Annotated in this window: 29 protein-coding genes and 1 other RNA gene; 13 read left to right on the top strand and 17 right to left on the bottom strand. The window is 52.2% G+C overall.

What is annotated here, in order from left to right:
- The 4 genes from HOM51_02620 to HOM51_02605 form a co-directional block, all read left to right on the top strand.
- The coding region (locus tag HOM51_02620; GenBank protein MBT5033392.1) for an NAD(P) transhydrogenase subunit alpha at window positions 1-171 on the top strand (171 nt) is incomplete at its 5' end.
- Window positions 172-183: 12 nt separating this feature from the next.
- Window positions 184-1,578: an NAD(P)(+) transhydrogenase (Re/Si-specific) subunit beta gene (locus tag HOM51_02615; GenBank protein ID MBT5033391.1), complete on the top strand. Its 1,395-nt coding sequence runs from the start codon at window positions 184-186 to the stop codon at window positions 1,576-1,578.
- Between the two features lie 146 nt (window positions 1,579-1,724).
- On the top strand, window positions 1,725-2,303 hold the full coding sequence (gene def, locus HOM51_02610; GenBank protein ID MBT5033390.1) for a peptide deformylase: 579 nt from the start codon (window positions 1,725-1,727) through the stop codon (window positions 2,301-2,303).
- On the top strand, window positions 2,300-2,938 hold the full coding sequence (locus HOM51_02605; protein MBT5033389.1) for a COQ9 family protein: 639 nt from the start codon (window positions 2,300-2,302) through the stop codon (window positions 2,936-2,938). The genes def and HOM51_02605 overlap by 4 nt, the downstream gene beginning before the upstream one ends.
- A 1-nt stretch (window position 2,939) precedes the next feature.
- On the opposite strand, the gene HOM51_02600 is transcribed toward HOM51_02605, so the two are convergent.
- The 3 genes from HOM51_02600 to purE form a co-directional block, all read right to left on the bottom strand.
- Window positions 2,940-3,875, bottom strand: a complete 936-nt coding sequence (locus HOM51_02600; protein ID MBT5033388.1) for a c-type cytochrome — start codon at window positions 3,873-3,875, stop codon at window positions 2,940-2,942.
- A 358-nt stretch (window positions 3,876-4,233) separates the two neighbouring features.
- Window positions 4,234-4,545: a hypothetical protein gene (locus HOM51_02595; protein MBT5033387.1), complete on the bottom strand. Its 312-nt coding sequence runs from the start codon at window positions 4,543-4,545 to the stop codon at window positions 4,234-4,236.
- A 90-nt stretch (window positions 4,546-4,635) separates the two neighbouring features.
- Window positions 4,636-5,124 (bottom strand): 5-(carboxyamino)imidazole ribonucleotide mutase, encoded by a 489-nt coding sequence (gene purE / locus HOM51_02590; GenBank protein MBT5033386.1) that lies wholly within the window; start codon window positions 5,122-5,124, stop codon window positions 4,636-4,638.
- A gap of 411 nt (window positions 5,125-5,535) precedes the next feature.
- Here purE and HOM51_02585 point away from each other — a divergent pair, with 411 nt between their 5' ends.
- Window positions 5,536-6,471: a diguanylate cyclase gene (locus tag HOM51_02585; GenBank protein ID MBT5033385.1), complete on the top strand. Its 936-nt coding sequence runs from the start codon at window positions 5,536-5,538 to the stop codon at window positions 6,469-6,471.
- Here the strand turns inward: HOM51_02585 and HOM51_02580 are convergent.
- Window positions 6,448-6,648 (bottom strand): DUF465 domain-containing protein, encoded by a 201-nt coding sequence (locus HOM51_02580; GenBank protein MBT5033384.1) that lies wholly within the window; start codon window positions 6,646-6,648, stop codon window positions 6,448-6,450. The genes HOM51_02585 and HOM51_02580 overlap by 24 nt on opposite strands.
- A 310-nt stretch (window positions 6,649-6,958) precedes the next feature.
- Here HOM51_02580 and HOM51_02575 point away from each other — a divergent pair, with 310 nt between their 5' ends.
- Window positions 6,959-7,117, top strand: coding sequence for a YdcH family protein (locus HOM51_02575; protein MBT5033383.1), 159 nt, complete (start codon window positions 6,959-6,961; stop codon window positions 7,115-7,117).
- A 127-nt stretch (window positions 7,118-7,244) separates the two neighbouring features.
- Here HOM51_02575 and HOM51_02570 read toward each other — a convergent pair whose 3' ends face one another.
- Entirely contained in the window at window positions 7,245-7,853 is a 609-nt protein-coding gene (locus tag HOM51_02570; GenBank protein ID MBT5033382.1) for a DUF1013 domain-containing protein, read from the bottom strand.
- A gap of 127 nt (window positions 7,854-7,980) precedes the next feature.
- Here HOM51_02570 and HOM51_02565 point away from each other — a divergent pair, with 127 nt between their 5' ends.
- Window positions 7,981-8,163, top strand: a complete 183-nt coding sequence (locus HOM51_02565) for a DUF1192 domain-containing protein (protein ID MBT5033381.1) — start codon at window positions 7,981-7,983, stop codon at window positions 8,161-8,163.
- A gap of 159 nt (window positions 8,164-8,322) precedes the next feature.
- Here the strand turns inward: HOM51_02565 and HOM51_02560 are convergent, their stop codons facing one another.
- From HOM51_02560 to gap, 12 genes are all read right to left on the bottom strand, one after another.
- Complete coding sequence (locus tag HOM51_02560; GenBank protein MBT5033380.1) at window positions 8,323-10,413, bottom strand: adenylate/guanylate cyclase domain-containing protein; 2,091 nt, start codon at window positions 10,411-10,413, stop codon at window positions 8,323-8,325.
- A 169-nt stretch (window positions 10,414-10,582) separates the two neighbouring features.
- Entirely contained in the window at window positions 10,583-12,316 is a 1,734-nt protein-coding gene (locus tag HOM51_02555; GenBank protein ID MBT5033379.1) for a hypothetical protein, read from the bottom strand.
- A gap of 238 nt (window positions 12,317-12,554) precedes the next feature.
- On the bottom strand, window positions 12,555-12,779 hold the full coding sequence (gene rpmE / locus HOM51_02550) for a 50S ribosomal protein L31 (protein ID MBT5033378.1): 225 nt from the start codon (window positions 12,777-12,779) through the stop codon (window positions 12,555-12,557).
- 66 nt (window positions 12,780-12,845) lie between these two features.
- Window positions 12,846-14,027 (bottom strand): MFS transporter, encoded by a 1,182-nt coding sequence (locus HOM51_02545; protein ID MBT5033377.1) that lies wholly within the window; start codon window positions 14,025-14,027, stop codon window positions 12,846-12,848.
- Window positions 14,028-14,038: 11 nt separating this feature from the next.
- A complete protein-coding gene (locus HOM51_02540; protein ID MBT5033376.1) occupies window positions 14,039-15,253 on the bottom strand; it encodes a peptidoglycan -binding protein in 1,215 nt (404 codons plus the stop codon).
- Between the two features lie 15 nt (window positions 15,254-15,268).
- On the bottom strand, window positions 15,269-16,408 hold the full coding sequence (locus tag HOM51_02535; GenBank protein MBT5033375.1) for a flagellar motor protein MotA: 1,140 nt from the start codon (window positions 16,406-16,408) through the stop codon (window positions 15,269-15,271).
- A 74-nt stretch (window positions 16,409-16,482) separates the two neighbouring features.
- Window positions 16,483-17,499, bottom strand: coding sequence for an OmpA family protein (locus tag HOM51_02530; protein MBT5033374.1), 1,017 nt, complete (start codon window positions 17,497-17,499; stop codon window positions 16,483-16,485).
- Window positions 17,500-17,668: 169 nt separating this feature from the next.
- Window positions 17,669-18,478, bottom strand: a complete 810-nt coding sequence (locus tag HOM51_02525) for an inositol monophosphatase (protein MBT5033373.1) — start codon at window positions 18,476-18,478, stop codon at window positions 17,669-17,671.
- A gap of 9 nt (window positions 18,479-18,487) precedes the next feature.
- Entirely contained in the window at window positions 18,488-19,057 is a 570-nt protein-coding gene (efp, locus tag HOM51_02520; GenBank protein ID MBT5033372.1) for an elongation factor P, read from the bottom strand.
- A 94-nt stretch (window positions 19,058-19,151) separates the two neighbouring features.
- Complete coding sequence (locus HOM51_02515) at window positions 19,152-19,790, bottom strand: thiamine phosphate synthase (GenBank protein MBT5033371.1); 639 nt, start codon at window positions 19,788-19,790, stop codon at window positions 19,152-19,154.
- Between the two features lie 5 nt (window positions 19,791-19,795).
- Window positions 19,796-20,203, bottom strand: a complete 408-nt coding sequence (locus tag HOM51_02510) for a hypothetical protein (protein ID MBT5033370.1) — start codon at window positions 20,201-20,203, stop codon at window positions 19,796-19,798.
- Window positions 20,204-20,296: 93 nt separating this feature from the next.
- Window positions 20,297-21,301 (bottom strand): type I glyceraldehyde-3-phosphate dehydrogenase, encoded by a 1,005-nt coding sequence (gene gap, locus HOM51_02505; GenBank protein ID MBT5033369.1) that lies wholly within the window; start codon window positions 21,299-21,301, stop codon window positions 20,297-20,299.
- A 235-nt stretch (window positions 21,302-21,536) separates the two neighbouring features.
- On the opposite strand from gap, the gene HOM51_02500 reads away from it, so the two are divergent.
- The 6 genes from HOM51_02500 to HOM51_02475 all read left to right on the top strand — a co-directional run bounded on the left by HOM51_02500 (window position 21,537) and on the right by HOM51_02475 (window position 25,078).
- Window positions 21,537-21,776: a hypothetical protein gene (locus HOM51_02500; GenBank protein ID MBT5033368.1), complete on the top strand. Its 240-nt coding sequence runs from the start codon at window positions 21,537-21,539 to the stop codon at window positions 21,774-21,776.
- A gap of 4 nt (window positions 21,777-21,780) precedes the next feature.
- On the top strand, window positions 21,781-22,116 hold the full coding sequence (locus HOM51_02495) for a cell division protein ZapA (GenBank protein ID MBT5033367.1): 336 nt from the start codon (window positions 21,781-21,783) through the stop codon (window positions 22,114-22,116).
- Between the two features lie 14 nt (window positions 22,117-22,130).
- A non-coding RNA gene (gene ssrS, locus HOM51_02490) (6S RNA) lies at window positions 22,131-22,285 on the top strand.
- A gap of 37 nt (window positions 22,286-22,322) precedes the next feature.
- On the top strand, window positions 22,323-22,898 hold the full coding sequence (locus HOM51_02485; protein ID MBT5033366.1) for a 5-formyltetrahydrofolate cyclo-ligase: 576 nt from the start codon (window positions 22,323-22,325) through the stop codon (window positions 22,896-22,898).
- Window positions 22,899-22,905: 7 nt separating this feature from the next.
- Window positions 22,906-23,724 (top strand): YmdB family metallophosphoesterase, encoded by an 819-nt coding sequence (locus HOM51_02480; GenBank protein ID MBT5033365.1) that lies wholly within the window; start codon window positions 22,906-22,908, stop codon window positions 23,722-23,724.
- Between the two features lie 181 nt (window positions 23,725-23,905).
- A complete protein-coding gene (locus tag HOM51_02475; GenBank protein ID MBT5033364.1) occupies window positions 23,906-25,078 on the top strand; it encodes an NAD(P)/FAD-dependent oxidoreductase in 1,173 nt (390 codons plus the stop codon).
- Window positions 25,079-25,086 lie beyond the last annotated feature (8 nt).

Raw genomic sequence — 25,086 nt, 5'->3', positions numbered from 1 at the left:
AATGCCATTTCATCGGTGATCATCGTCGGCGGATTGCTGGCTGCGGGACCTATGGATATGGGTTTTTCAAAAGTCATGGGCTTTATGGCCGTGACCCTTGCATCAGTTAACATCTTCGGTGGCTTCATCGTCACCAATCGGGTGTTGGCCATGTTCAAGAAAAAGAAATAGGGGAACGGTAAAATGACTTCGACGACAACCGGCTTCGCCTATCTGATCGCATCGGTCTGTTTCATTCTGGCACTGCGCGGCCTGAGCAACCCTGAAAGTTCACGCAAAGGTAATTTTCTGGGTATCACCGGCATGGTCATTGCCGTTCTGACCACGTTGATGGACCCCGGCGTTGTTAGCTTCAGCATGATCATCCTGGGCGTTTTGATTGGCGGCTCCATAGGCACCGTGGTGGCGCTAAAAATTAAGATGACATCATTGCCTGAACTGGTCGCGGCCTTCCATAGCTTGGTCGGCCTGGCGGCGGTGTTTGTTGCTGCTGCGGCGTTTTCTAATCCAGAAGCCTTTGGCCTCGGCAAGGTCGGTGAAATTGGTACCGCCAGCTTAATCGAGATGAGTCTTGGCACAGCCATTGGTGCGATTACGTTCTCAGGATCGATCATCGCGTTTGCCAAACTGCAGGGCGTCATGAGCGGCGCGCCCATCGTGTTTGCCGGACAACATAAGCTTAACGCGGCTTTGGGAATTGCTTTGGTTATCGCCATCATTTCGCTGGCAGCGGCAGAGTCGCCGGGCGGATTTTGGACGGTCGCAATCTTAGCCTTTGTCATTGGCTTTATGATCATCATTCCCATCGGCGGTGCTGACATGCCGGTGGTGGTTTCCATGCTGAATTCTTATTCAGGTTGGGCTGCGTGTGGAATTGGCTTCACCCTTTCGAATGTGTCGTTGATTGTTACCGGCGCGTTGGTTGGCTCCTCCGGTGCGATCCTCAGTTACATCATGTGCAAAGGCATGAACCGGTCGATTTTTAATGTGATGCTCGGCGGGTTTGGCACGGATGATGCGGGGGCCGCTGCAGCTGGTGGAGGTGGCGACAGGTCGGTCAAATCAGGCAGCCCGGAAGACGCAGCTTTCATTATGAAGAACGCTTCCAAGGTGATCATTGTTCCGGGCTACGGTATGGCTGTGGCCCAAGCTCAGCATGCACTGCGTGAAATGTGTGACATGTTGAAGGCGGAAGGTGTGAGCATATCCTACGCCATTCACCCCGTCGCAGGCCGCATGCCTGGCCATATGAACGTGTTACTGGCCGAAGCCAATGTACCCTATGACGAGGTCTTTGAGCTGGAAGAAATCAACCATGAATTCTCCAGCGCCGAAGTCGCGTTCATCATCGGTGCCAACGACGTCACCAACCCGGCAGCCAAGACCGACCCAACCAGCGCAATCTACGGGATGCCGATCTTGGATGTCGAGAAAGCTGGCACTGTGCTGTTCCTCAAACGCTCCATGGCTACAGGCTATTCAGGCGTCGACAACGAATTGTTCTTCGCTGATAACACCATGATGGTCTTTGGTGATGCCAAGAAGACGACAGAAGGTGTTGTCCAGTCATTGGGGTAAGTTAAAATCCATGAAAAGGTTTCTCCCGCGAGTGTTTAAACAAACGCGTTTGTTAAATCACGAGAAGCCCGCGACCGCGGGTCGCCAAGCGTTTGGCGAAAGCCCAGGGCTCAATAGGCCCGCCCGGTGACTGAGGGGCAATTAATATGGCGATTTTAAAAATCGCTCGTATGGGGCATCCGGTCCTTCAGCAAAAGGCTGAAGCGGTTGATGACCCCACTGCACCCGAAATTCAGCGGCTCATCAACGATATGAACGAAACTCTCGACGATGTCGGGGGGATCGGTTTGGCGGCCCCTCAGGTGCACGAAGGCCATCGGGTTGTGATCTATTATGAGCCCGGTCATGCCGATGAGGAAGATGCCAAGGACCTAACAGTTCTCATTAATCCAGTCATTGAGCCGATAGTTGAAAATGGCGATGATGAAGTCGAAGTGGGCTGGGAAAGTTGTCTGTCACTCCCTGGTCTGACGGGAGCGGTTCCCAGATACACCCATATCCGCTATACTGGCTTGACGCCCGAGGGTGAAGAGTTCGAGCGCGAGGCTCACGGCTTCCATGCCCGCGTTCTCCAGCATGAATGTGATCATCTGGACGGAGTCCTTTATCCCATGCGCATGTCCAACATGGCCTATTTCGGGTTTACGGAGGAAATGCGGGAGAAGGGTGCTCCGGCCCGTGGAGAGGAACCTGAGGATGGGGAAGAAGAGGGAGAAGAGCAATGAGTCACGACGAAGCACGCGATAAAATTTTGGTAGCAATGTTGTCGCACGTGACCTTTGACGGCTGGTCCCGGCGTAGCCTTGCGGCGGGTGTTGCGGATGCGGGCTATTCTCCTGATATGGCATTACGAGCATTTCCAGGTGGCCTTCGTGATGTGGCCGAGCATTTTGCCAGTTACATGGACCAGCAAATGCTCACCGAACTCACCCATCACAAGATCGATAAAATGAAAATTCGAGAACGCATCGCGACCTGTGTGAAGGTGCGGCTTCAGTTGTTCACGCCTTATCGGGAGGCTGTTCGACGGTTGGTTTCGTTCTTGGCAATTCCAAGCAATGCTCCTCTTGCGACCCGCTGTGCGTGGCGGACCTGCAGCGTGATGTGGTATGCGGCGGGCGATACGTCTGCGGATTTCAATTACTACACCAAGCGTGGCCTGCTGACGCCGGTTTATACGACGACGTTGTTGTATTGGCTGAATGACGACTCAGAAAACTTCGAAAACACCTGGGGGTTTTTGGATCGACGGATTGCGGACGTCTTAAAAATTCCAATGTACAAAGCCAAGCTGCAAGAAGCAGTCTCCAAGCTGCCGTCCCCCTTTAAATTGGTACGTGCAGCCTGCGCGCGGGTTTAATTTACTCGCACTTCAAACCAGAATAATACATCGAGAGCTCTTTGATCTCGCCGTTGGTTAATTTTCGGGCCTCATCGGACATGATCGGGTGAAAGCGAGAATTAACGTCGTCTAAAACATGCTCATTATTGGCAGTTGCCTTAAAAACATGGAGTTGTTTCGCAAGGTATTTCCACGGCTGTCCCGCAAGGTTAGGGATGCTCAGGTTGCGGCCGCGGCCTTTGATGCCATGGCATAGAGCGCATCCCTTTGTCTGCGGGAGGGTGCTCGCTATGGGGGGCTGACCTGATGATTTGCAGGACAGCGAGGCAAAGTAGTCGGCTAAAATTTCGATGTCTTGGTTTTTTAACTGCGCAATAACGGCTTCCAAATCCTTATGAAAGCGCATTGCATTCGGGATATCACCGCTAAGCGGACGACCTTTTCCGATGCGAAGGCGCCGCAATTGTAGGCTGAGGTAGCGTGCTTGCTGTCCAGCCAGATTGGGTATCGTGGGCTGGTTGCCGATTCCTTCCTCACCATGACATGCACCGCACCCAGCCGACTTTGACAACGCGCGGCCTTTGGACGTGTCCGCAGTTTGTGTCTTAGCTGGGGTCGACTTTGCGAGGCAGCGTGTGACGGCAAGGCGCTTACGGACATTGTTGATATACTCAGCCAACGTCTCTCCTTTAAGGCGCAGATTCTTCGAGCGGATGACAACCTCCGAATTACGCGCGTAAACATCCATCAGCAAATCAAGCTGATTTTTCCATTTGTCGATATAAGATTCCCAGTCACCGCCATGCTTATTTTTAATGTACTCGGTCATGCTGGCGTGGGTGACGTTAGACCACATGGATATCTGAGGCAGAGGGGGGCAGGAATCATCGGCGCGCGCCATTGCCGAAGTCAGGGTAATAGAAACGATTAGGAATAGGAGCTGAATAAATTTCATCTGTCACTCTTCGCGGTTTCTGTGGTTATAGACTTGCTCGATATAAGGGAACAAGGCGCATAGAAGCACGACGAAAGGAAAAATCCGGACGCCGAAAAATTCCATTAGAATACCGGCTCGCTAAATATTGATATTATTTACTGGTTAAATTTGTCACGTAGGCAATGACGACTATGAAAACAACGGCCGCTCCAATTGCTAAGCCCAAAAAAGCCTGTTCGCCTCCAGTCATGATGTCTCTCCAGTATTATTGTTGAAATTATGGAGAGAGAGTATGTGGTGGGGAACTGAGCCGCCTTGACGTAGATCAAGACAAGTTTTTGGAGTATTTTTGGCCAAAATTTCAGTGCTAGAAGCCTTAAAGCTGGGTCATATCCTGAAAATAACGCTGGCCATTTTCGGTCAGGCGGTAGCAGGTGTGGCCGGAATCTTTGACGGTCGTGGCGAGGCCTAAAGTTTCCATAGCTTCTCTGCAGACCAGGCGGCGCACGGTGGGACCGAGACCGGTATCATCTGCCGTTTTCCAGTTCTCAAATCCGGTAACCTGGCTTTGGAGTTCGATTTCAACCTCGCCCATAAGGCTATCCGCAGGCATGCCGCATTCGGCGTATTCCGGCTTGCCCAGAACGCGAACCGTTGATGTCACCAAATCCTTAATCGTAACGCCCATGAAAACCCTCCACGAAAGATGTCGAAACCTCTTATGTGCAATATATAGGGTAAATGGTTAAAGATTGATCAAGATATAGAACTTGGTGCCTTATTCTGGGTTTTCCGGGACGGCAGCGGTTTGATCTTCGCGGAACTTGTTATAGGCCGCTGCAATCGTCTCATCGCTTAACGCCAGGATTGAGGCGGCGAGCAGGGCCGCGTTCGTTGCGCCATGGCGACCGAGGCCCAGCGATCCCACGGGGACGCCAGCAGGCATCTGCACCATAGACAGGATCGCATCCAGGCCACCGGCGACTTTGCCTTCCATCGGCACGCCTAGGACCGGCAGCGGTGTCATCGCCGCTGCGGCCCCTGGCAGGGCAGCAGCCATGCCGGCGCCGGCGATAATTATTTTTAGGCCACGCGATTGTGCCGTCGCCAAATACTCTACCAATCGGTCTGGTGTCCGGTGGGCCGAAATGACCTTGGCCTCGTTACCGATCCCGAGGCCTTCTAGGGTATCAGCGGTGTGTTTCATCGTCGGCCAATCCGATTGGCTGCCCATTATAATGCCGACAAGTGCTGGGGTCTTCGTCATGAAATGTTCCTTGCAAACGTTTTTTTAACCATGAAGGCGGCAATTATAGATATCGGGGGATGCATCGCAAGCGAAGGAGGGCGAAATGTGTGATATAATGCACCTTCGACGTAGATACTTTTTGGGGCTCCTGGAGGATTAGTCCCCCCTATCACAAATAGGTGTAACACGTGATCGTTTTTCAGGTTCCCTCGGTAGGATGTGATGTGCAGGCGATACTTTCGTATCGTCAAGCGTTACAGACGCCCCGAGGGAGCCTGAAAAACGACCGCTTCGGCGGCCTCCCGAACCCCCTGGCCGCGTTGCGAGGTCCTCGTGATGCACAAGCATCACGTCGGACCCCGCTCCTAACTAGGGAATTTGGGAGGCCGTCACGTGTCACACCTATTTATGATAGGGGGGACTAAACCAATGGTTGACGTCACTAATTTACAAAAAATTACGCCCGCGTCGGCAACCGACAAGCGGAGCAAAGATTCTCATCGTAAAAAAACAGGTCACGATGCAGAAGATAAGGCTGAGGACGAAGTCCAAGCCACCGGCGATCTCGCCTTTATTATGGATTTTCCGGTCGAGGAATTAACCCCGAAGGTCTATACCGCTCTCACCAATTTAGTTGCCGAGTTTAACCGCCAACGAGACGAGTTGGAACACACCCACGATCACGCGCTTTATCTGGAAGAGCAGGCGGATAAGCACGAATACTTGCCGACGCTCAGCCGACGCGGACTGCTACGTCACCTCTCTAGAATCATGGCACATTCGGAACGGGCGGGTTTAACCAACGGATTTGTTTATCTACACGTGCGGAACTTGGGTGAAATTCGACGGAACCACGGTCGCCAAGCGGCGGAGCACGCTTTGGTTCATGTCGCAGAAGTCCTGCAAAACGAACTGCGCGATAGTGATGTTCTTGGCAGCCTTGGCGGTGAAGACTTCGGCGTGGTCCTGACGGTTACGGATGCGGCGTCGGTAAAAGACAAAGCCAATGAATTGGCATCTGCCTTGGAATCGCGACGTGTTCGCTGGGGTGTGTCGTCGCTAGATGTAGAAATTTGGACAGGCATTCACATCTTCCGGTCGGCGCCGACACCAGAAGAAATTATCGAAGCGGCAGACCGGGTTCTGATTGATCGGGAGGGACGGCCTGCACTTGAGTCTGTGATCCCTTCCGAGATAAGCGCAGGACGGGCAGACGAAGACGTTGGCACGGAAGACATTCAGGCTGTGGCTGAGGATATTACGTCTGCTGATGTTTTGTTGATGAGTGAAATTGCCGCGCTTACGCCGAAAGACGAAGATGAAGATAAAGACGGCGAGGATTTAGGCGATAATATCGGGCAGTAGCTGATTCTCTATATTATTAATCTGGTCTTTTAAGACAAGTTTGCGTTTTTTCAGACGTTGGACCTGGAGTTGATTTGCAGGTTTATGTTCGAAAAGATGTTGGATGACGTCGTCGAGGTCACGATGCTCGACTATGAGTTCTTGAAGTTGTTTCTGAAGTTCTTCTTGGTCGTCCATTCCGTCCCGCCCCAGCACATATAATAGTACGACCCATTATAGCAGGTACGCCGGAGAATCGAACCGATTCGGCAAAAAAATATTGCGATTAGCAGAAATTATTTTTTTGATTTCACGTTGGTGGGATCAGATTAAAAAAGTTAAATCTGAGTAAAGCCTTCATTATAATCATGATTTTTGGACGAGGTGATTGCCCTCTACACGCCATCTAAGGAGCCTCAGAATTGTAGAATTTTTTTCAAAAATGGGGTACAATTGTTCGAATAAGAAAAGTATGGAGTTTAGTTAACTTAGTGGGAGAGACCAAAAAATGGATCTTGATGCACGAATCGAAGAATTAAAAATTCAACACCACGCACTCGAATCCGCACTTGAAGAAGCGGGTCAACGACAACCGGACGATATTGAAGTCCACAATCTAAAAAAGAGAAAGCTTCAAATTAAGGACGAGATCGCAAGGTTGACCTAACCAAGCGAACAGTCCGAAGTCCCTTCTGATCGACCCGGTCGCCTCATTTTAATCTATGTTGGCGAAGCGGTTCTTTTTTTAAATTTTAATAGATATGCTCGATACGGCGACCAATAACGTCGGCCAGCTATTCGTTTTTGCTGCCTTCAGCTTGCGGTGTGGCCTCAGCTTGCGGAGCGGCTTCAGGTTCAGCGGTTTTTGAATGGACCGTGCCTGCCCGTGCTCTGGCGATGGCGACGATTTTTTCGAGGTCCACGCCTGTACAAAGTCCTAAACTCACAGGGTTTTGTTGTTTGATGTTGGTCGAGTTCCAATGGGTTTTGTCGCGGATGGCATTAATTGTCGGCTTGGTGGTTCCAATCAGCCTGGAAATTTGCGCGTCACTGAGTTCAGGGTAATTTTTTAACAACCAGGAAATCGCATCAGGCCGGTCTTGGCGCTTGGAAACAGGCGTATAGCGTGCGCCCTTCTTTTTGTGGATAGGAATAACGATTTTGCGTTCGGCTTGGACGAGGTGCTGTGATGAATCTGCGGCGCAGCGGTCGATTTCTTCCTGCGTAAGCTCACCGTTGGCTATAGGGTCCATGCCTTGCATGCCAATGGCGACCTCGTCATCGGCAATGGCCTGGACTTCCAAATGATGCATTCCGCAGAACGTCGCGATCTGATCAAAAGTAAGAACCGTATTTTCGACTAGCCAAACAGCAGTCGCCTTGGGCATTAATGGTTGCGCCATGGGTATTAACCTTATCCTAGATAAAACTTTTTCGGCTTTAGAGAAGCCAATGAAACTGTTATCGAGTTATATACTGTTTTATGAATGGGTTGGTCAAACGGCGTGTGCGTAAAATTGGGAGGGAAAATTGGATATTGATGATCTGGAGCCAAGAAAAAAGCCGAAGGAAATAAAAAACCTGGAAATTATGTCGGTTGAGGCACTCAATAATTACATTGCCGAATTGGAGGAAGAGATTGCCCGGGTTCGGTCGGCTATTTCATTCAAGGAATCTGCGCGCGACGGAGCTGAGTCGTTTTTCAAAAAATAGTTCTTTTTGGTTAATCTCTTTTTAAGCGGGTGAAGATACGATCTCCGCGGAACCTAAAGGGATTGTTTTCAAATTGAAGCCTCCCTAACGACTTCTAAGCCGCCTGAAATTCATCATGAAATTCATCATGAAACTCAGGTGGCTTTTTTTTGTCCAAATTTAGGATGAGGGTTTTTCTGCAGCCGGATCAGGTTGCGGCTGTGCTGCTGGTGCGGGCTGAGCCGCAGGTGCTTCCGCTACAGGGGCTGGCTCAGCAGGAACGGCTTCGGCAACAGCTTCAGCAGCGGGTGGGGTTTCTGCTGCGACAGCGGCTTCCGCTTCATTCCCTTCTGCCGCAGGCGTTTCGCCATCTTCAGCATTTGTTTCCGCTTCAGCTTCCGCGTCACCTTCGGCAGCTTCCACATCAGTGGCTTCCGCATCAGGCTCAGCTTCTTCGGCCTCAGATGCCGGGATTTCATCTTCGGAGTAGACCTCATCATCGGCCTCTTCGTCTTCACCCTCAGCGTCTATGGCGTCTTCATCTTCTCCAGGAGCTTCCTCTTCGAGGTCTTCTGTCGCATCCTCCAAAGCTCTTTCGAGGACTTCTTCACGCCAGACGACTTCCCAAAGACTTAACCCGCCGTCAAATCCCTTCATATCGAATTTTTTTGTCTGGACGAATTGCATGCCTTTGCCCTGACAAATTCCGTAGACCGTATCGGAAACGAAAATTTGATCACCTTGCGCCTTATCGGTAATTCGGGCGGACAACTGGACTGTGGTACCGAAAAGGTCATTGTCTTCCGCGATTGGCTCACCCGCGTTAATGCCGATCTTGAGATGAAGCGGCAGTTCTGGATTAGCCTCAGTGTAGGCGATTGTGTCGACCTGCATCTGCGAGGCCGCCTCCACCGATTGAGAGGCATTATTGAAGCTGGCCATGATGCCATCGCCGGTATGTTTAATTTCATTGCCTTCGAATTTGCTCAAGGCTTCACGTACGATGCGGTTGTGTGCGCGGACGACTTCCTGCGCGCCTGCATCACCTAGGTCCTGGGTCATCGCTGTTGAGCCTGCAATATCGGTAAATAGAACGGATACTGTGCCTTGACGCTCGTCTTTTTGCTTCGGCTTGTTCCATTCTTCAAAGGCAAGGGTCAGGAACCGCGGGGCAACAGACTGGTCGCTATAATAGGTGTTCATGGCATTACGGCCCGCTTGGAACATTTGCATATAGCGCGAATCAGCCATTAGATATTCGTTAAATCGTTGGGCAAAAGAATCCGCATCGGCCTTAACAAAGCCAATGGCCTGGGCGCTTTCGGCCAAAATAGCGATCACGGCGTCGGGACCTAGTTGGCGCAACTGCCCCATGGCTTCAGAGGCACCAGCGAGATACAAATTCACGCCAAATCGGTTGAAGTTATCCATTTTTTTCAGTTTGCGTTTGCGCTTGACCAAGGACTTATCGAGAAATTCCATGAGGTAGTCTCGGTGGTCTTCCAGTGAAATAGAGAGCGCGTCTTGTAGGTTGAGCCCGTCTTCTACGGCTTCCTGTTCCGCGATAGGGTCCGCATCCATGCCAGGCCCCTCATCGTCGAAATCATCCACGTCAGTGTTGGTTCTTTTGCCGGAGGATGATTGCTTGGAGTTTCTGCTGCCCTGAACTGGGGAAGAGGCGAAAGCAGATTTGGGTATAAATCTCATCGCCATATATGAGGCGCTAACTAAAAACGTAATGATAAAGATGGCGAACCAAATATTGGACTGTGACGCGTTGCTGAAGCCGGAGTCTTTAAGCCATACCCCAGATAAACTGGCCAATGCTAGAGCTATGATAGTGCTAAACAGAAGCACCCAAAGGAGTTTTATGACAAGCCCAATGGCACTGGTTCCTTGAGCCGGAGCGTCATCATATTCTATTGAGCGACGTCGGCTTCCTTTGGACTGTTTCGAAATTTTTATATTAGGTGCAGAAGATGCTTTCTTCTGTGGTTCCGATGCTTTTGGCGCTGCCTTTTTGGGCGGATCTTTTTGAATTGTAATGCCGAGACTTTCACTGGCGAATACAATAGTTTCTTTGCTCGCGCCGGCCTGACGGTCAAATGCATCTTTAATAACTTTAACCGCCTGCACCGTGCTCAGTCGATCAAGGGCCTTGGCATCTGTAACGGCGGCTGTTTGTTTGTTGCTGGGGTATTGGGCGTGAATCTCCCACCGCCCGTTCTTTTGGACGTGGACTTCAAACGAAACGTCGTTCGTGCCGGCCATCTTTCCCCCGTAGACCGGACCCAACCGGTACAATTAAGTGTACAATGCCAAACCATTGACAATACGCACAACACCAATCCGTAGGCACCTTTTTTAATCTAAGGCGTCTTACAGCTTCGTTAAAATTACTATAAATGAAAAATAACCTCTAGCGGTATGAAAAAACGAATTATTCGTTCCAGATAACCTCGTAGAGGGTGGGGTCGTTTTCAAAGCCCTTCATCGGGAAACCGCCCCGACTTTCGAACTTAATCTCTTTGCCTGAGCAAATACCTTGCACGATTTCCGAAACGAATATCTGTTCAGATTGGGCTTTATCGACAATACGCGCGGCCATTTGCACCGTGGTGCCGAATAGATCGTTATCTTCAGCGATTGGCTCGCCTGCGTTGAGGCCAATCTTAATATGCAGTGGTAAGTCCGGATTGGCCTCGTTATGGGCCATCACATGACGCTGCATATCCATAGAGGCTTCGACTCCTTGCGAGGTAATGGGGAACGAGGCCATGATGCCATCACCCGTGTGCTTGATTTCCTTGCCGGCAAATTTGGTCAGCGCTTCGCGGATAATCCTATTGTGCGCTCGGACGATCTGTTGCGCGACCGCGTCACCTAAATCTTGTGTCATCGCCGTGGAGCCAACAATATCGGTAAACATGACGGTTACAGGCCCCGCGTTTTCTTCTTTCTGTTTCGGCTTGTTCCATTCTTCCATCGCCACCGTCATTTGTTTAACGCCTGATGCCTCTTCGGTGAAGTAAGTGTTCATGGCGTTTCGGCCAGCTTGGAATATCTGCATATAACGGGCGTCAGCTAGAAGGTATTCCTGGTACTTTTCTGAGAAGCTTGTTGCTTCTTCTTTCTTAAAGCCAAGAACGGTGACAGCTTCCGATAGAATTTCAGCCGAATCACGCGGATCGACGTTACGTTTTTCATTCAGTATTTCGCACGCACCTGCCAAGAAGAGGTTGATGCCGAACTTATTAAAGGCATCCATAGTGACTTCGCTGGCTTGAACCTGGGCCAATGCCTGCCCCAAGTATTGCATAAGGTAGACTTTCTGCTTTTCACCATGCGGCGACAGGCCTGTAGATTCTGTCTCATCAGACTCTTCTTCGGCTTCTTCTTCAATTTCTTCTTCGTCCGGTTCCTCATCCAGAGAAAGCTCTTCTTCGGGTTCTTCTTCTTTTTCTTTTTTCTTCTTTTTCTTTTTCTTTTTCTTTTCAGCAAGGGCGTCCCCTGCGTCTTCCAAGTATTTGGACGCATCCAGCTTTTTCTTTTTAGATCGCTGGGGGCGAGCCTGGGCACGGGGCGCGGGGGAACTTCTTTTATTTTTTAGGGACGCGTAGGCCATAATAACGGCTAAGATTAAGAACGTACCGACGAATATTCCCGATAATAAATTGGTCTTCGCATTACGCCCCATCGATGAGCCGTCAAGCAATACGCTGATCATAAAGGTCAACGCAGCAGCGGCTCCCAGACAAAATAGAGTGGCGAGTAAAAATTTAACAAAGGAGGCTACGAAAGAGCCCTTATTTAATTCGGGGGCGGCTGCATAGTTGACCGCTACATTCTGAGATCGATCCCCACCACCGTGTAGGCCGGTTCCTCCGCCCCCACCGACCGCGCCAGGCCCAATACCGGATCTAAGCGCGTTTGCATCTCTCTGTTTATCTGCTGATTCAGGCGAATGCTGGAAAACGACAATTTCTTCGCTGCGCCCGGAATCGGGATCATAAGACTCGCGTATGACCCTGGCTCCTTTGTAGCCATGTTGGCCAAAGGATTTTGCTTCCTCGATCGCAATCTTGCCCTTTGCCGCAGGGTAACGGGCCTGGATGTGCCACGAATCACCCTGCATGACATGAACTTCGAACGATACTTCGCGTCGACCCGCCATCTTAACCCGGTTCCTTCGCAAATTCAGGGCAGGCAAACAAAACCGAAGCCAAGTACTCGACCGGCCCTTATTATTCGCCTACATACCCGTATATTCTTTTTTAGAGTTTAAGAGAAATTTTATCCACTGCAAAGCGGGATCACGTTATTTTTAAAAGTTTTAGACTAGGTTAATTACAGATAAAAAAAGGGCACCCTAACAAAAAGGCACCCTTTTTTTTAATTTAATCGAAATTATCTTACTCTTTAAGGCCGAACCCTTTGAATTTCTTGTTAAATTTGGCCAGCTGACCGCCACTATCGAGCAATCGATGCACGCCCGTCCATGCAGGATGGGTGAGGGGGTCAATGTCCAGCTTTAACGAATCGCCTTCCTTACCCATGGTCGACCGAGTTTCATAGGTCGTTCCGTCCGTCATTTCGATGGTGACGGTGTGGTAATCAGGGTGAATATCTTTTTTCATTGCTCTGCTCCGCTTCTGAAGGCGCCCTATATACGCGCCCGCGTCCGGGGATACAAGGGGCTTCCTTTAACTCTCGTTCGAAGGCTTTTTTAGGAGTGCGAAAATACTGAGCGCTGCGACCAACAGCATCATTCCGCCACCCACAAAATAAGGCCAGTCCTTGCCCAATTGTGCGAATAAAAGCCCAGCCCAGGCAGGGCCGACAATCCGAGCAAAGGTTGTCGCAGAACGGGTGACGCCCATGATTGCACCTTGGTTCTCATCATCCACTTGCAGGGAGATTAAGCTGTTGAGCGATGGTGATAGAGTGCTGAACCCGTAAGCAAGAACGGCCATTGCCAATGCCAATATCCATAAGTTTTCAGAAAACGGAATGAGCACCATACCAATTGCCAGGGCGACCGATCCTTGAATAATAAGCTTGGCCTCCCCAAACCGATTGGCCAGGCGACCAATCAGCCCGCCTTGAATGGCCGCGCTAACAATGCCTACCCCGGCGAATAAAAACCCATTTTGCTGAGGGCCCCAGGCATAGGTCCGTTCCGACCACATCGCGAATGTTGCCTCCATGCCCGCGAAGACAAATGTCGCCAGAAATGACACCATGATCAAAAATCCGAGTTTGGGAGTCTTGAACGCCTGCACCATTCTTTGAAAACGTTGCTCAGGCGGGCGGGCGGCAATGCGGGCACGAATTTCTTCCGATAGAGACTCTTTTAGAATGGCAACCGCTAGCACCAGGGCCACCAACGATAAGCCAGCGGCGGCAAAGGCCGGCAGGCTATAGTCAGCGGTTGCTGGATCAGCACCTGCAAGAAGGCCACCAATCGCAGGGCCGACAATAAATCCAAGCCCGAACGCCGCCCCAATCAGCCCCATTCCCTTAGCACGATCTTCCCTTGTCGTGATGTCAGCCATGTAAGCGAAGGCGGCGGAGATATTGCCTGCCATGGCCCCGCCAATCGCGCGAGCCGCGAATAAGGCGGCTAGGCTATCAACGAACCCCAGCCAGATATAGCTTGCCGCTGTCCCAGCCAAAGTAATAAGCAGCACAGGCCTACGCCCAATTCTATCGCTCATGCGGCCCCACACAGGGGCAGCAATCAACTGGGTTAGCGAATAGGTCGCCATCACCAAGCCTACCGTGAACGGATCGGCATGGAAGTGCTCGGCATAGAACGGCAGCAACGGAATGATGATACCGAAGCCCATTAAGTCGATAAATACGATGAGGAAAAGAGGAAGCATGCAGAGCTTACTTAACGCTGAGTCAGCTTAAGTTCAATACGCCGATTGCGTCTGAAGGCTATTTCGTCTTCGCGGGCATCCAGGGGCTGATGCTCACCGAACCCCGTGGCAGCCAAGCGTTCAGCCGGAATTCCCTGGGCCGTCAGAAATTTAACCACGGAAATTGCCCGTGCCGAAGACAGTTCCCAATTCGACGAATATTTTGGTGTGCGGATGGGAATGCGGTCTGTGTGACCATCGACCCGAAGCACCCAATTAATTTTAGCCGGAATTTTTTTTGAAATATCCCGTAGCGTCGTTGCCAATTGGGTTAGCTGGGTCTCTCCGGCTCCGCCAATTTTGGCAGACCCGCTGCCAAACAGGACTTCCGATTGAAAGACGAAACGGTCCCCGACGACGCGAATGTCCTTCTGTTTGCCCAGTAGATTACGCAGTTTGCCAAAGAATTCCGACCGATACTGCGATAGCTCCTGCACTTTTGTCGCTAGGGCCGCATTCAGGCGCTTGCCCAAGGAGACGATTTGAATGTTTTTCTCCTTCGCGGTTTTCTCTGCCGCATCTAACAGGCCGGAAATTTTAGCGATCTGAACACGAAGGGCGGCTGTTTGTTGGGTCAGGAGTGCGATCTGGGCGCGCGCACTTTTAGAGAGCTCTTGTTCTTTCAGCAGCGCTGTTTCGGTGTCTTCGACATTGCCCAACAGGCCCTTGTTTTCTTTTTCCAGAGATTCTTTCAAGGCCTGAAGAGCTGCGACACTCTGGGTGAGCTGGGCCAGTTCACTCAGTTGGACTTTTATCTTCTCCTTGTCCACCTCTATGCTTTTGAAAGCATTTTCCAATTTTGCAGACAATTCAGCGGACTTTTCTTTAAGGTCTTTAACACTGGTTTCAGCACCTTCGGCCCGGACCGTCAGGGCCTGAATGGCGGCACTCATTTCATCCCGCGCATTGACCGAAGATTGAAGCTCTGTCGAAAGTTGTGCCACGTTGGAGCGAAGGTCTGTGTTGGATTTGCGTTCTAGAGCTAAAAGCTCTGCAAGTTCTCCGACCTGGCCGCGGAGCTTATCCAGGGCTGAATCCTTGCCTGTAATCGCCTCATTCAAGAAAAATTGCGCCAACACAAAAATCATCAGCAGAAAAATGATCACCATCAACAGCGTTGCCAAGGCGTCAACGAAACCGGGCCAGGTGTTGGTGCTGCGTTGGGCGCGTCGGGCGAGAGTGGGCATATGCTCAATCCCCGGTTACGAATCCGGGTCCTCGGATTTGGCCGCGATGGTGCGGGCCAAAAGCCGGACCTCGCGCCGGACCAACTGATTTAGTTCTTCGCGTCCCGAATGCATCTCTTCAAGCAAGCGCGCCAGATAAAGGTCTAAATTACGGATGTGAATGCGGCTGGCTTCGTCGAGACCACCGACGCTATCACCCTCGCCAAATTTCGTGAATACCGACCTCATCTCAACCTGGCTTTCGGCCAGACTTTTCATCAGCGCCTGTTCGGTACGCATATGGTCGGTCAGGGTGCCCAGTTTTTCGCTGAGTTCCACAAGTTGCACGTTGCTGAGGGTTCGGCTCTCTTCACCGCGGGTTAGCGTGCGTTGCAAGTTATCCAGGCTTTCTGCCGTTTGTTCCAGCAAGGCCTGCACATAAGCCGGTACCGAATGGTCGCCATCGCCGGATAAGGCACCGGTGCTGAGACGGGTTAGGCTGGAAAGCCATTCTTCCAGGTCATTGTAAAACCGGTTCTGAGCTTGCCCTGCTTGAAGATCCAGAAAACCGAGTACCAATGAACCCGCAAGTCCGAAGAGGGATGAGCTAAAGGCGGTTCCCATCCCATCCAAGGGCGCCTGCAGGCCGCTTTTTAAGGCACCAAAGACCTTCGAGGCATCACCGTCAGCAACAGACAGGCTGGATATAACGTTGCCGATGGAAGACACCGTGCCCAGCAATCCCCAAAATGTTCCGAGCAAACCTAAGAAAATAAGCAGGCCGATGGTGTAGCGGGAAATATCCTTGGACTCGTCCAGCCGTGAGTAAATCCCATCCAACAGAGACCGCATCGAAAGCGTTGAGAGGCTAATCCGGTCTGAATGCTCCCCCATCATGGTCGCCATCGGGGCCAACAGACGTGGCTCTACCTTTTGCGATAACACCGTGCGGTCGGTTTGCCGGAACCCTTCGATCCACGCAACCTCTGGCCCTAACATCAGAACTTGGCGGAAATTATAGATGATGCCCAGGATCAAGACACCGAGGATCAATCCATTAAGCGGACCATTGGAGAGAAAGGCATCGCGCAACGGCTGGAACAGCATGCCACAAACGCCCAGCACCGTTGCCAGGAATAGAATCATGCGGAACAGGTAGCGGCGAGGCCGGGACATGCCGGAAGACCTTTCAGATTGTCTTTAGCCGGATGTCACAATGTGTCAGGCGGCCGATTGTTTGGCCCACTCCCCTAGCGTTCCACAACATTAACATCGACCCGGTTAATGGGTTTTTCGGTTGATTTGTTGCCGAGGGCGCGGACGTCAATTCGCGTACTGCGGACGCCGCTTTCGATCAGAAACGAGCGAACCGAAAGCGCTCGGGACAACGAAACCCGCCGGGCTTTGCTCGATGATATGGAGCCACCGCCAGCATAGGCCAGCAATTGCAGTCTGAGCGTTGCCGCTCCCTTAAGCTTGCCGGCAATAGCCCGTAAGCCGTCTTTGGCATCGTTGGGAAGCTTGCTCGCCCCAGGATTAAAGACCACGCGGATCGCTTTGCCAGCTTTGATGTCCCCGCCTTTAGGAGGAAGAGACGCCGTCTGCTTGGGTTTCGGTGCCGGTTTGGCCTCAACCTTTTTAACTGGCGTAGGTGCTGGCGGCGGCGGTGGTGGTGGGGGAGCCGCTTCGACCGGTTTTGTTTCGACCGCAGGTGGCGGTGGTGGTGCGGCAACGGGTGCCGCGACTACTTTTGCTGGCTTAGGTGCAGGTTTCGGCTTTGGTGCCGGAGGCGGCGGTGGTGGCGGCGCAACCGCAACTACTGCAGGCGCTTTGATAACGGGCTTGGATTTAGCTGGGGCTGAAATTCGGGGCGCTTTCCGTGGCTTTGCTTTTCGCACCATCTTAGGGAATTTAACCTTAGGCCGCCTTAATTTAGGAGCCGCGCCGCGTGCCATACGCGACGGGGTTGAGCCGTCCGGACGAATAAGGAGGCGCGAGACCGGGGCGCGTCTGCTCGGCATGATCGTGCCAATGGTATCAACCGGACCGCCATAGACATCTGTTGAAAAGGAAAGACCACTTTGGGGCCGCGTTACAGCGCCAACTCCACCGTCTTCCAAGACGCTCATATCGATAGAGACATTAGGATCGATAGGCCCAATGACGCCAGACTGAGCATGTGCTGGTTGAAGGGCTCCTATACCCAAGATCACGGCAATTGCCACAATGGATACAACGCAACAACGGATACGTCGGCGGTTCGTCATTGGCTAGCTAACTCCCTGATATTCGTGCCAGTTTCGCGCCCTATCCCGAGCAACATTACGGCACCCCCTGCCAATTTATTTTTATCTTATGTCAACATAAACAAGCGACGCGCCGCGCACAACTGGTTTGCAAGCAGTAATTATTTGAGTTGGAGATTGTAGCGGCAGGCTATTTTGAAGTTTTGTTAGCACTACGGAGAATTTTTCCGAGCGGCGTTTGCAACGGACTGTTGGTCGCTAAAATATTGCCGCTGTCGAGCATTTTCGTGCCGCCATCGATTTCGTAGACCAATCCCCCAGCTTCGCGGACAAGAACGATGCCTGCCGCAATATCCCAGGCGTTGAGCCCAGTTTCCCAAAATCCGTCGTAACGACCGGCGGCGACGTAAGCCAGATCCAGCGCTGCAGAGCCAAACCGCCGAACCCCCGCTGAAACCGCCATCACAGCCTCTAATTCTTTAAGAAACTGCGGATGATCCTTGGCCCCCAAAAACGGGATGCCGGTTGAAAATAGCGACTCATTCATTTCCTTGCGGCCGGACACCCGAAGGCGACGACCATTCAAAAATGCGCCTGAACCTTTTTCTGCCCAGTACATTTCATCGTGAATGGGCTCATACACGACACCTGCATAGGGAATACCGTCGCGCTCCAACGCGATAGAGATCGAAAAATGTGGAATGCCATGGAGGAAATTAGTGGTGCCGTCCAATGGATCAACAATCCAGCGATTAGAGATGTCTTCGCCTTTGATCTCTCCGCCTTCTTCCAACAGGAAGCCGAACCGAGGGCGCGCTTTTTGGAGTTCTTCGCGCAGAATTTTTTCGGCCTTGTGGTCGGCGTTGCTGACAAAATCAGCCGGTCCTTTTTGAGAAACCTGGAGATGTTCGACCTCACCAAAGTCACGGATAAGCTTCCGCCCAGCCTTTTGGGCAGCAGCGGTCATCACATTTAAGAGGGGAGAGCGGGGATGGGCCATGAAAAATTATCAGTCCTTAGCCCGTTCCACGTAGGTGCCGTCTTCAGTTGCGACGACAATACGGGTGCCGGTTTCGATGTGCGGCGGAACTGAGGTGCGGATGCCATTTTCCAAGGTGGCGGGTTTGTAGCTGGACGAAGCAGTCTGTCCCTTAACCACCGCATCGGCCTCGGTAACTTCCAAGGTGACGTGGTCGGGCAATTGGATGCCGATGGGGCTATCTTCGTAGGATTCAAGCATGACTTGCATGCCGTCTTGAAGATAGATCGCTTGTTCTTCAGATACCGTGCCGCTGTCCAAGACAATCTGATCATAGGTGTCATTATCCATGAACGTATGCTTGCCATCATCAGAGAACAGGAACTGGTATTCTTTTTGGTCCAGTCGGGCGCGCTCCACCGTTTCTGCCGCGCGGAAACGTTCGTTAAGTTTTGATCCGCTGCGCAGGTCTTTGAGTTCGACCTGTAAATAGGCGCCGCCCTTGCCGGGTTGAGTGTGTTGAATTTTAACCGCACGCCAGAGCTTTCCCTGGTGTTCGATCACCATGCCGGGGCGAACTGCATTTCCATTAATTTTCATGATCTTATCCGTACTTTGGCCGATGTTTTAAGCCGAAGAATTAGCCTTAAACCGAAGGTATAGAACGTGGTGTTCTGTTGCGGCGCGGAACCTATCAGCTTGCTTCACTGCTGGCAACGGCGATCATGTCGTTAAACGCCTTCACGGCAGCACCGGGGCCGTCGGGATGGTTCCAGACCGCCGACACGACCGCCAAAAAATCAGCCCCGGCACGCACCAATGGCGGCGCGTTTTCGACTGTGATGCCACCGATCGCAACTGAGGGCACGGTGGTTGCGTCCGTCCAGGCGGTGAGTGTCTCAATGTCGGCGTGGTGTTTGGCTTCTTTGGTGGTGGTTGGAAAGAAGGCGCCAAAGGCAACGTAGTCGGCACCCTTGTCAGCGGCTTCCATCGCAAGGTGGCGGGAATTGTGGCAGGTGACCCCAACAATCGCACCATCCGCAAGCATTGTCCGCGCCTCATCATAGGAGGCATCCTGTTGTCCCACGTGGACGCCATCGGCGCTTACGTCCCGGGCTAAATCAGGCCGGTCATTAATAATGAAGGCGACGTCGTGTTCCTGGGTCACGGGCTGAAGAATATCGGCGGCAGCGCGGATCGCATCATCGTCCGCATCCTTCAAGCGAAGCTGCAAACAGGCGACATCTCCGCCATCAAGGGCACGGGCCAAGGGGTCACGGAACTTAGCCGCATCCAATGTCGGCGGTGTAATGAGATAGAGTCGGCAGGTCATATTATTTAGGTCTCTCTAAGCCAATTTCGGCAGGCAGCGTCAGGGTCATTTGCCGTGGCCAAATCCAGCGCCTTTTCCGCGCCGTTGTCCAGGCCGGCATTTAGCTGAGCTGCGATATCCGCAATTTTTCTCATAACGTCGTCGGATGCTTGCAGCCGAATTGTTTTAACGCCATTCCGCAGTGCGTTCATTGCCCGCCCCGCATCTGCGCCACAGTCTAGAACAGCCTTGGCGGAAGCATTTGGATAGGCGGCCATGGCTTGATCCGTAATTTCTCGAAACACCTTGGCCCCCATGAACGCTGCAGCATCAGCGGCACTCCGTAACGTCACCCCAAGCCCAAGCTCGTCCGCAGCCGCCATCGCGGTTTTCGCATGTTCCAATGAATGCACGATAATGGCTTTGTTTGTCATGCTCTAAAGTTGGCACAGAGTAAGGCCTGACAAAAGAAAAACGGAGCCCCGAAGGACCCCGTCTCTCATATTATTTTGCAAGGTTGGCTTTTATTATAAGCCGGCCATCACAACTGCGGTATCGGACAAGCGGTTGGAGAATCCCCATTCGTTGTCGTACCACGACAATACCCGGACGAAGTTACCTTCGATGACCTGTGTTTGGGTCGAATCAAAGCTGGAACTGTGCGGGTTGTGGTTGAAGTCGACCGAGACCAAAGCTTCGGTTACATATTCCAAAACACCCTTCAGACGGCCGTCGGATGCTTCCTTCATCGCCGCATTTATCTCTTCGGCCGTGGTGTCGCGCGACGCCGTGAAGGTCAGGTCGATTACAGAAACGTTCGGTGTCGGTACGCGGATTGACGTTCCATCAATCTTGCCCAGGAGTTCCGGAAGCACCACACCAACGGCCTTTGCCGCACCTGTTGAGGTCGGGATCATGGAGACTGAAGCAGCGCGCGCCCGACGCGGATCGCTGTGCAGAGTATCAACCGTGCGCTGATCACCCGTGAACGAGTGGATCGTTGTCATGAAGCCTTTTTCGATGCCGACGGCCTTATGCAGCACGTCAGCCACCGGGGCCAAGCAGTTGGTGGTGCAGGATGCGTTGGAGACAACCGTGTGTTCGGCGGTTAGTTGGTCATGGTTGACGCCATAAACAACCATCTTGTCCGCGTCGCCAGCAGGGGCGGAGATCAAAACCTTCTTGGCTCCAGCCTCCAGGTGAGTAGCGGCTTTGTCACGGGAAGCAAAAATTCCCGTGCATTCATAAGCGATATCAACACCAAGCTCGCCCCAAGGCAGTTTGGTCGGATCACGCTCTTGGGTCACCTTGATGGGACCCGTGCCGACATCAATGGTATCGCCGTCAATTTTAACGTCTGTGTTCAAGGTGCCGTGCACCGAATCATACTTTAACAGGTGAGCATTCATCTCGACCGATCCGAGATCGTTGATCCCCACCACTTCTACATCCGTGCGACCTGATTCGATCAGAGCGCGCAACGCGAGGCGACCAATCCGGCCAAAGCCATTAATACCAACGCGAACAGCCATTGCTATCTCCGTTCAATTTTATTCTGTGAGTTTCGTAAAAATCTGAAGGCGTTTTTATCATACCATCCCAAACTGTAAAGTGTCCTGGCCCAGACTGTAAAGTGTCCAAGCAAGGGCCCTGGCGCGGGTGTGCTTCTTGACGCCGTCCGTCCCCAGCCCCTATGCTGCGCAAGCAATTATTAGAATTCTTTTTATATGCGGGGGTAAGGAGCACGTAGGGCTCCTCCAAGTTATTATGAACGTTAGAAAATCCCCTCGGTTGGAACGGGCGCAGCAACAGTTGGATAACGCTGTCGCAAGGCTTGAGGCCGTGCACGCAAACAAGGGGCCTTCGTCTGGTGGTGACTCGACTCAATTAGTAGAAGAACTCGAATCGGCGAAAGCTGAGAACGAGAGTCTTAAAGCGATGAACGAGACCGTTTCCGGGCGACTGGATTCGACCATCGGTCGACTTAAACTTATTTTGGAAAGCTGACTCCATGGCACATGTTAGCGTCACCATTAATGGTCACGACTTTTCAATCGCCTGCGACGATGGGCAAGAAGCGCATTTGTCGCGCCTCGCATCCTATGTCGACAAGCGGGTTGGTGAATTGGTGGCATCGATTGGTCAGGCTGGTAATGAGCGATTGCTGGTTATGGTCTGTTTGTTGATCGCCGATGAATTGTCAGATGTTTATGCTGAAATAGACTCTCTGCGCAACCAGGATCAAGGTGCCTCAGCGCGTCTTCAGGCCGAAGAAACCCTGGGCGGCAGCATGGAAATGTTGGCGCAACGCATCGAAGCCATTGCCGAAAGCATGGAACGGCCCTAAATTGGTTCTTAGGACGGACGCTGCAAGGTGCGTCAGACTTTTACATCCCTGGGGCCATAATTTTCTCTAGGGAGCTGTCCCTGCCGGGCTCCTGGGCTCGGTATATGGCGCCCACCTGCAACTGCAGGCCACAGAGGATACACACAGTCAACGCCCGCTGCGGCTCCGTCCTACTAAATTTCCTTCATGAAACGTATTGTGTCTTCATGCCCAATCTCGATCAGGAAAAGAAGCTGCTCCGCGTTGAATTGCGTGCTCGGCGCAAGATTGCTCATGCGGAAATTTCCGATGAGGCTGAGAGGGTATCTGCGCACATCTATGAGTTTATAGAGAGCGGTCACAGTGGCGTTGTCGCGGGATACTGGGCTGTAGGCTCGGAAATATCGATTGAGCCCGTCCTCAACCGCCTATGTTCGGAAGGGATAATATGTGCACTGCCGGTGGTGGTTGATCGGGACGCTGGATTGGTGTTTCGGCGCTGGCAACCGGGGCAAGAACTTGGCTCCGGGCCGCTCGGAATCCGCCAGCCCCTGGAAGACGCAGAGCTTGTAACCCCACGATTGGTGTTGACCCCGTTGCTGGCGTTCGACACAACAGGCCATCGTTTAGGACAAGGCGGTGGGTTCTATGACAGGACCCTTGAAAAACTACGTGCCCAAGGAGACGTGACGGCGGTTGGAATTGCCTACGCAGCGCAACAGGTGGATCATGTTCCCCACGGTCCAACAGATGTAAAGTTAAATGCCGTCATTACGGAACAAGAAATTTTAAGGATCGGGTAGCCCAAATATGAAGATATTGATTTGCGGCGATGTGATGGGCAAGTCCGGGCGACGGGCTGTTGAAGCTTATGTGCCGACGCTGCGTGAAAAGCTGGGTCTGGATTTTGTCGTCGTAAATGGCGAGAACGCGGCGCATGGTTTCGGCATCACTGAAAAAATGTGCGACGCGTTTTTTGATCTGGGCGTAGATGTCATTACCACCGGCAATCACGTCTGGGACCAGCGCGAGATCATGAACTACATCGGTGATGAGCCTCGCTTGCTGCGCCCAATCAATTATCCGGAACATACTCCTGGATCAGGGGTTGGTGTGTTCGAGATAAAAGATGGTCGCAAAGTCGTGGTGCTACACCCCATGGGCCGATTGTTTATGGAAGCCTTAGACGACCCGTTCGCCTGTATTGAGAAAGAGATGAATAAATACAGCTTAGGTTCCACGGCAGACGCAATTGTTGTCGATGTCCACGGTGAAGCCACCAGCGAGAAAATGGCCATGGGGCATTTCTTGGATGGCCGCGTCTCTGCCGTAGTCGGCAGCCATAGCCATGTGCCAACGGCGGACGCACAAATTCTGCCGGGTGGTACTGGATACCAAACCGACATGGGCATGTGCGGCGATTATGATTCGGTGATCGGTATGCTGAAAGATCGCGCCTTGGCTCGTTTCACGACAAAGCTTCCGACAGGTCGTCTTGAACCCGCTGAAGGTGAGGGAACTCTTTGTGCCGTCTATGTCGAGACCGATGACGAAACGGGCCTTTGTAATGACGTTTGCCCCGTTCGCGTTGGCGGTCGGTTGGCGGGGGCATTGCCGGAAGTGTATTAATTGAGCTTTACTCAGCACCCTTCGAGACGCGTGATTCTCACGCTCCTCAGGATGAGGTCTTTATTTATTTTATTGTTAATTACAATATCTTACCTAATAACCTCATCCTGAGGAGCGCTCATTTGAGCGCGTCTCGAAGGGTGCTCAGCGGCACAATACAAGAGAATAAGAACCACTACCCATGCAAGACTACGACCTCATCATCATCGGCGCCGGGGCTGCAGGCCTTATGTGTGCGGTGGAAGCGAACAAGCGCGGACGCAGAGTGTTATTGCTCGACCAGGCAGCGAAGGTGGGGCAGAAGATTCGAATTTCAGGCGGCGGTCGGGCGAACTTCACCAACCTACATGCCTCACCCGCGAACTTTCTATCGGACAATCCACGGTTCTGCGTCTCAGCCCTAAAACGCTATACCCAGCATGATTTTATTGCGTTGGTGGAAAAGCACGGCATCGCCTATCACGCGCGCGACCACGGCCAGTTGTTCTGTGACGAAAATGCCTGGCAGATCATCGATATGTTGGTGGAGGAAGCGCGGGGGGTACACATTCAGACAGCAACGAATGTGGCGCATGTATCCAAAGATGAACACCAGTTTACAGTAGAAACAGATCGCGGAATTTTCTTATCCGAGTCCTTGGTCATCGCCACCGGCGGACCCTCCATTCCGAAAATGGGATCAAGCGGTTTTGGCTATACTGTTGCTAAGCAGTTCGGCCTTAATGTCATTGATCCACGCCCCGGTCTCGTGCCGTTGACGTTTGATGCAGAAACTTTGGCGAAGCTAGAAGGACTGGCAGGAGTTTCCTTGGATGCGACAGTAAAGCTCGGCAAAATTAATTTTAGCGAGGCTCTGCTGTTTACTCACAGGGGGCTCAGCGGTCCCGTGATCCTGCAAATTTCGTCCTACTGGCAGGATGGCGATACCATCACAATCGATTTGCTGCCGGGCACTGACGTGTTCAAAGCTTTGAAAGAAGCGAAGGCCCAGCAACCCAAGAAGGAAGTGCATACCGTCCTTGCCCAAACTCTGCCGAAACGCTTGGCGCAACGGATCGTTCAGTGGGCGGCGTGCGAGGGGCGATTGGCGGAGATGTCGGATAAATCTCTGCGGCGCTTGGCTGAGAACGTTAATGCATGGCGATTAACACCAAATGGGTCCGAAGGCATGCGCACGGCAGAGGTCACCGTCGGCGGCGTTGATACCAAAGAACTGTCGTCGAAAACCATGGAAGTGAAATCTGTCCCCGGCCTCTATTTCATTGGCGAGGCGGTGGATGTCACCGGTCACTTAGGCGGTTTTAACTTTCAGTGGGCCTGGGCATCGGGACATGCGTGTGGCCAATTGGTGTAATCAGGTAG

The sequence above is a fragment of the Rhodospirillaceae bacterium genome, from assembly GCA_018660465.1.
In the GTDB taxonomy this organism is placed as follows: Bacteria; Pseudomonadota; Alphaproteobacteria; order Rhodospirillales; family JABJKH01; genus JABJKH01.
The sequence above is the reverse complement of the archived record's forward strand: the minus strand, read 5'-3'. Positions and strand labels throughout refer to the sequence as shown.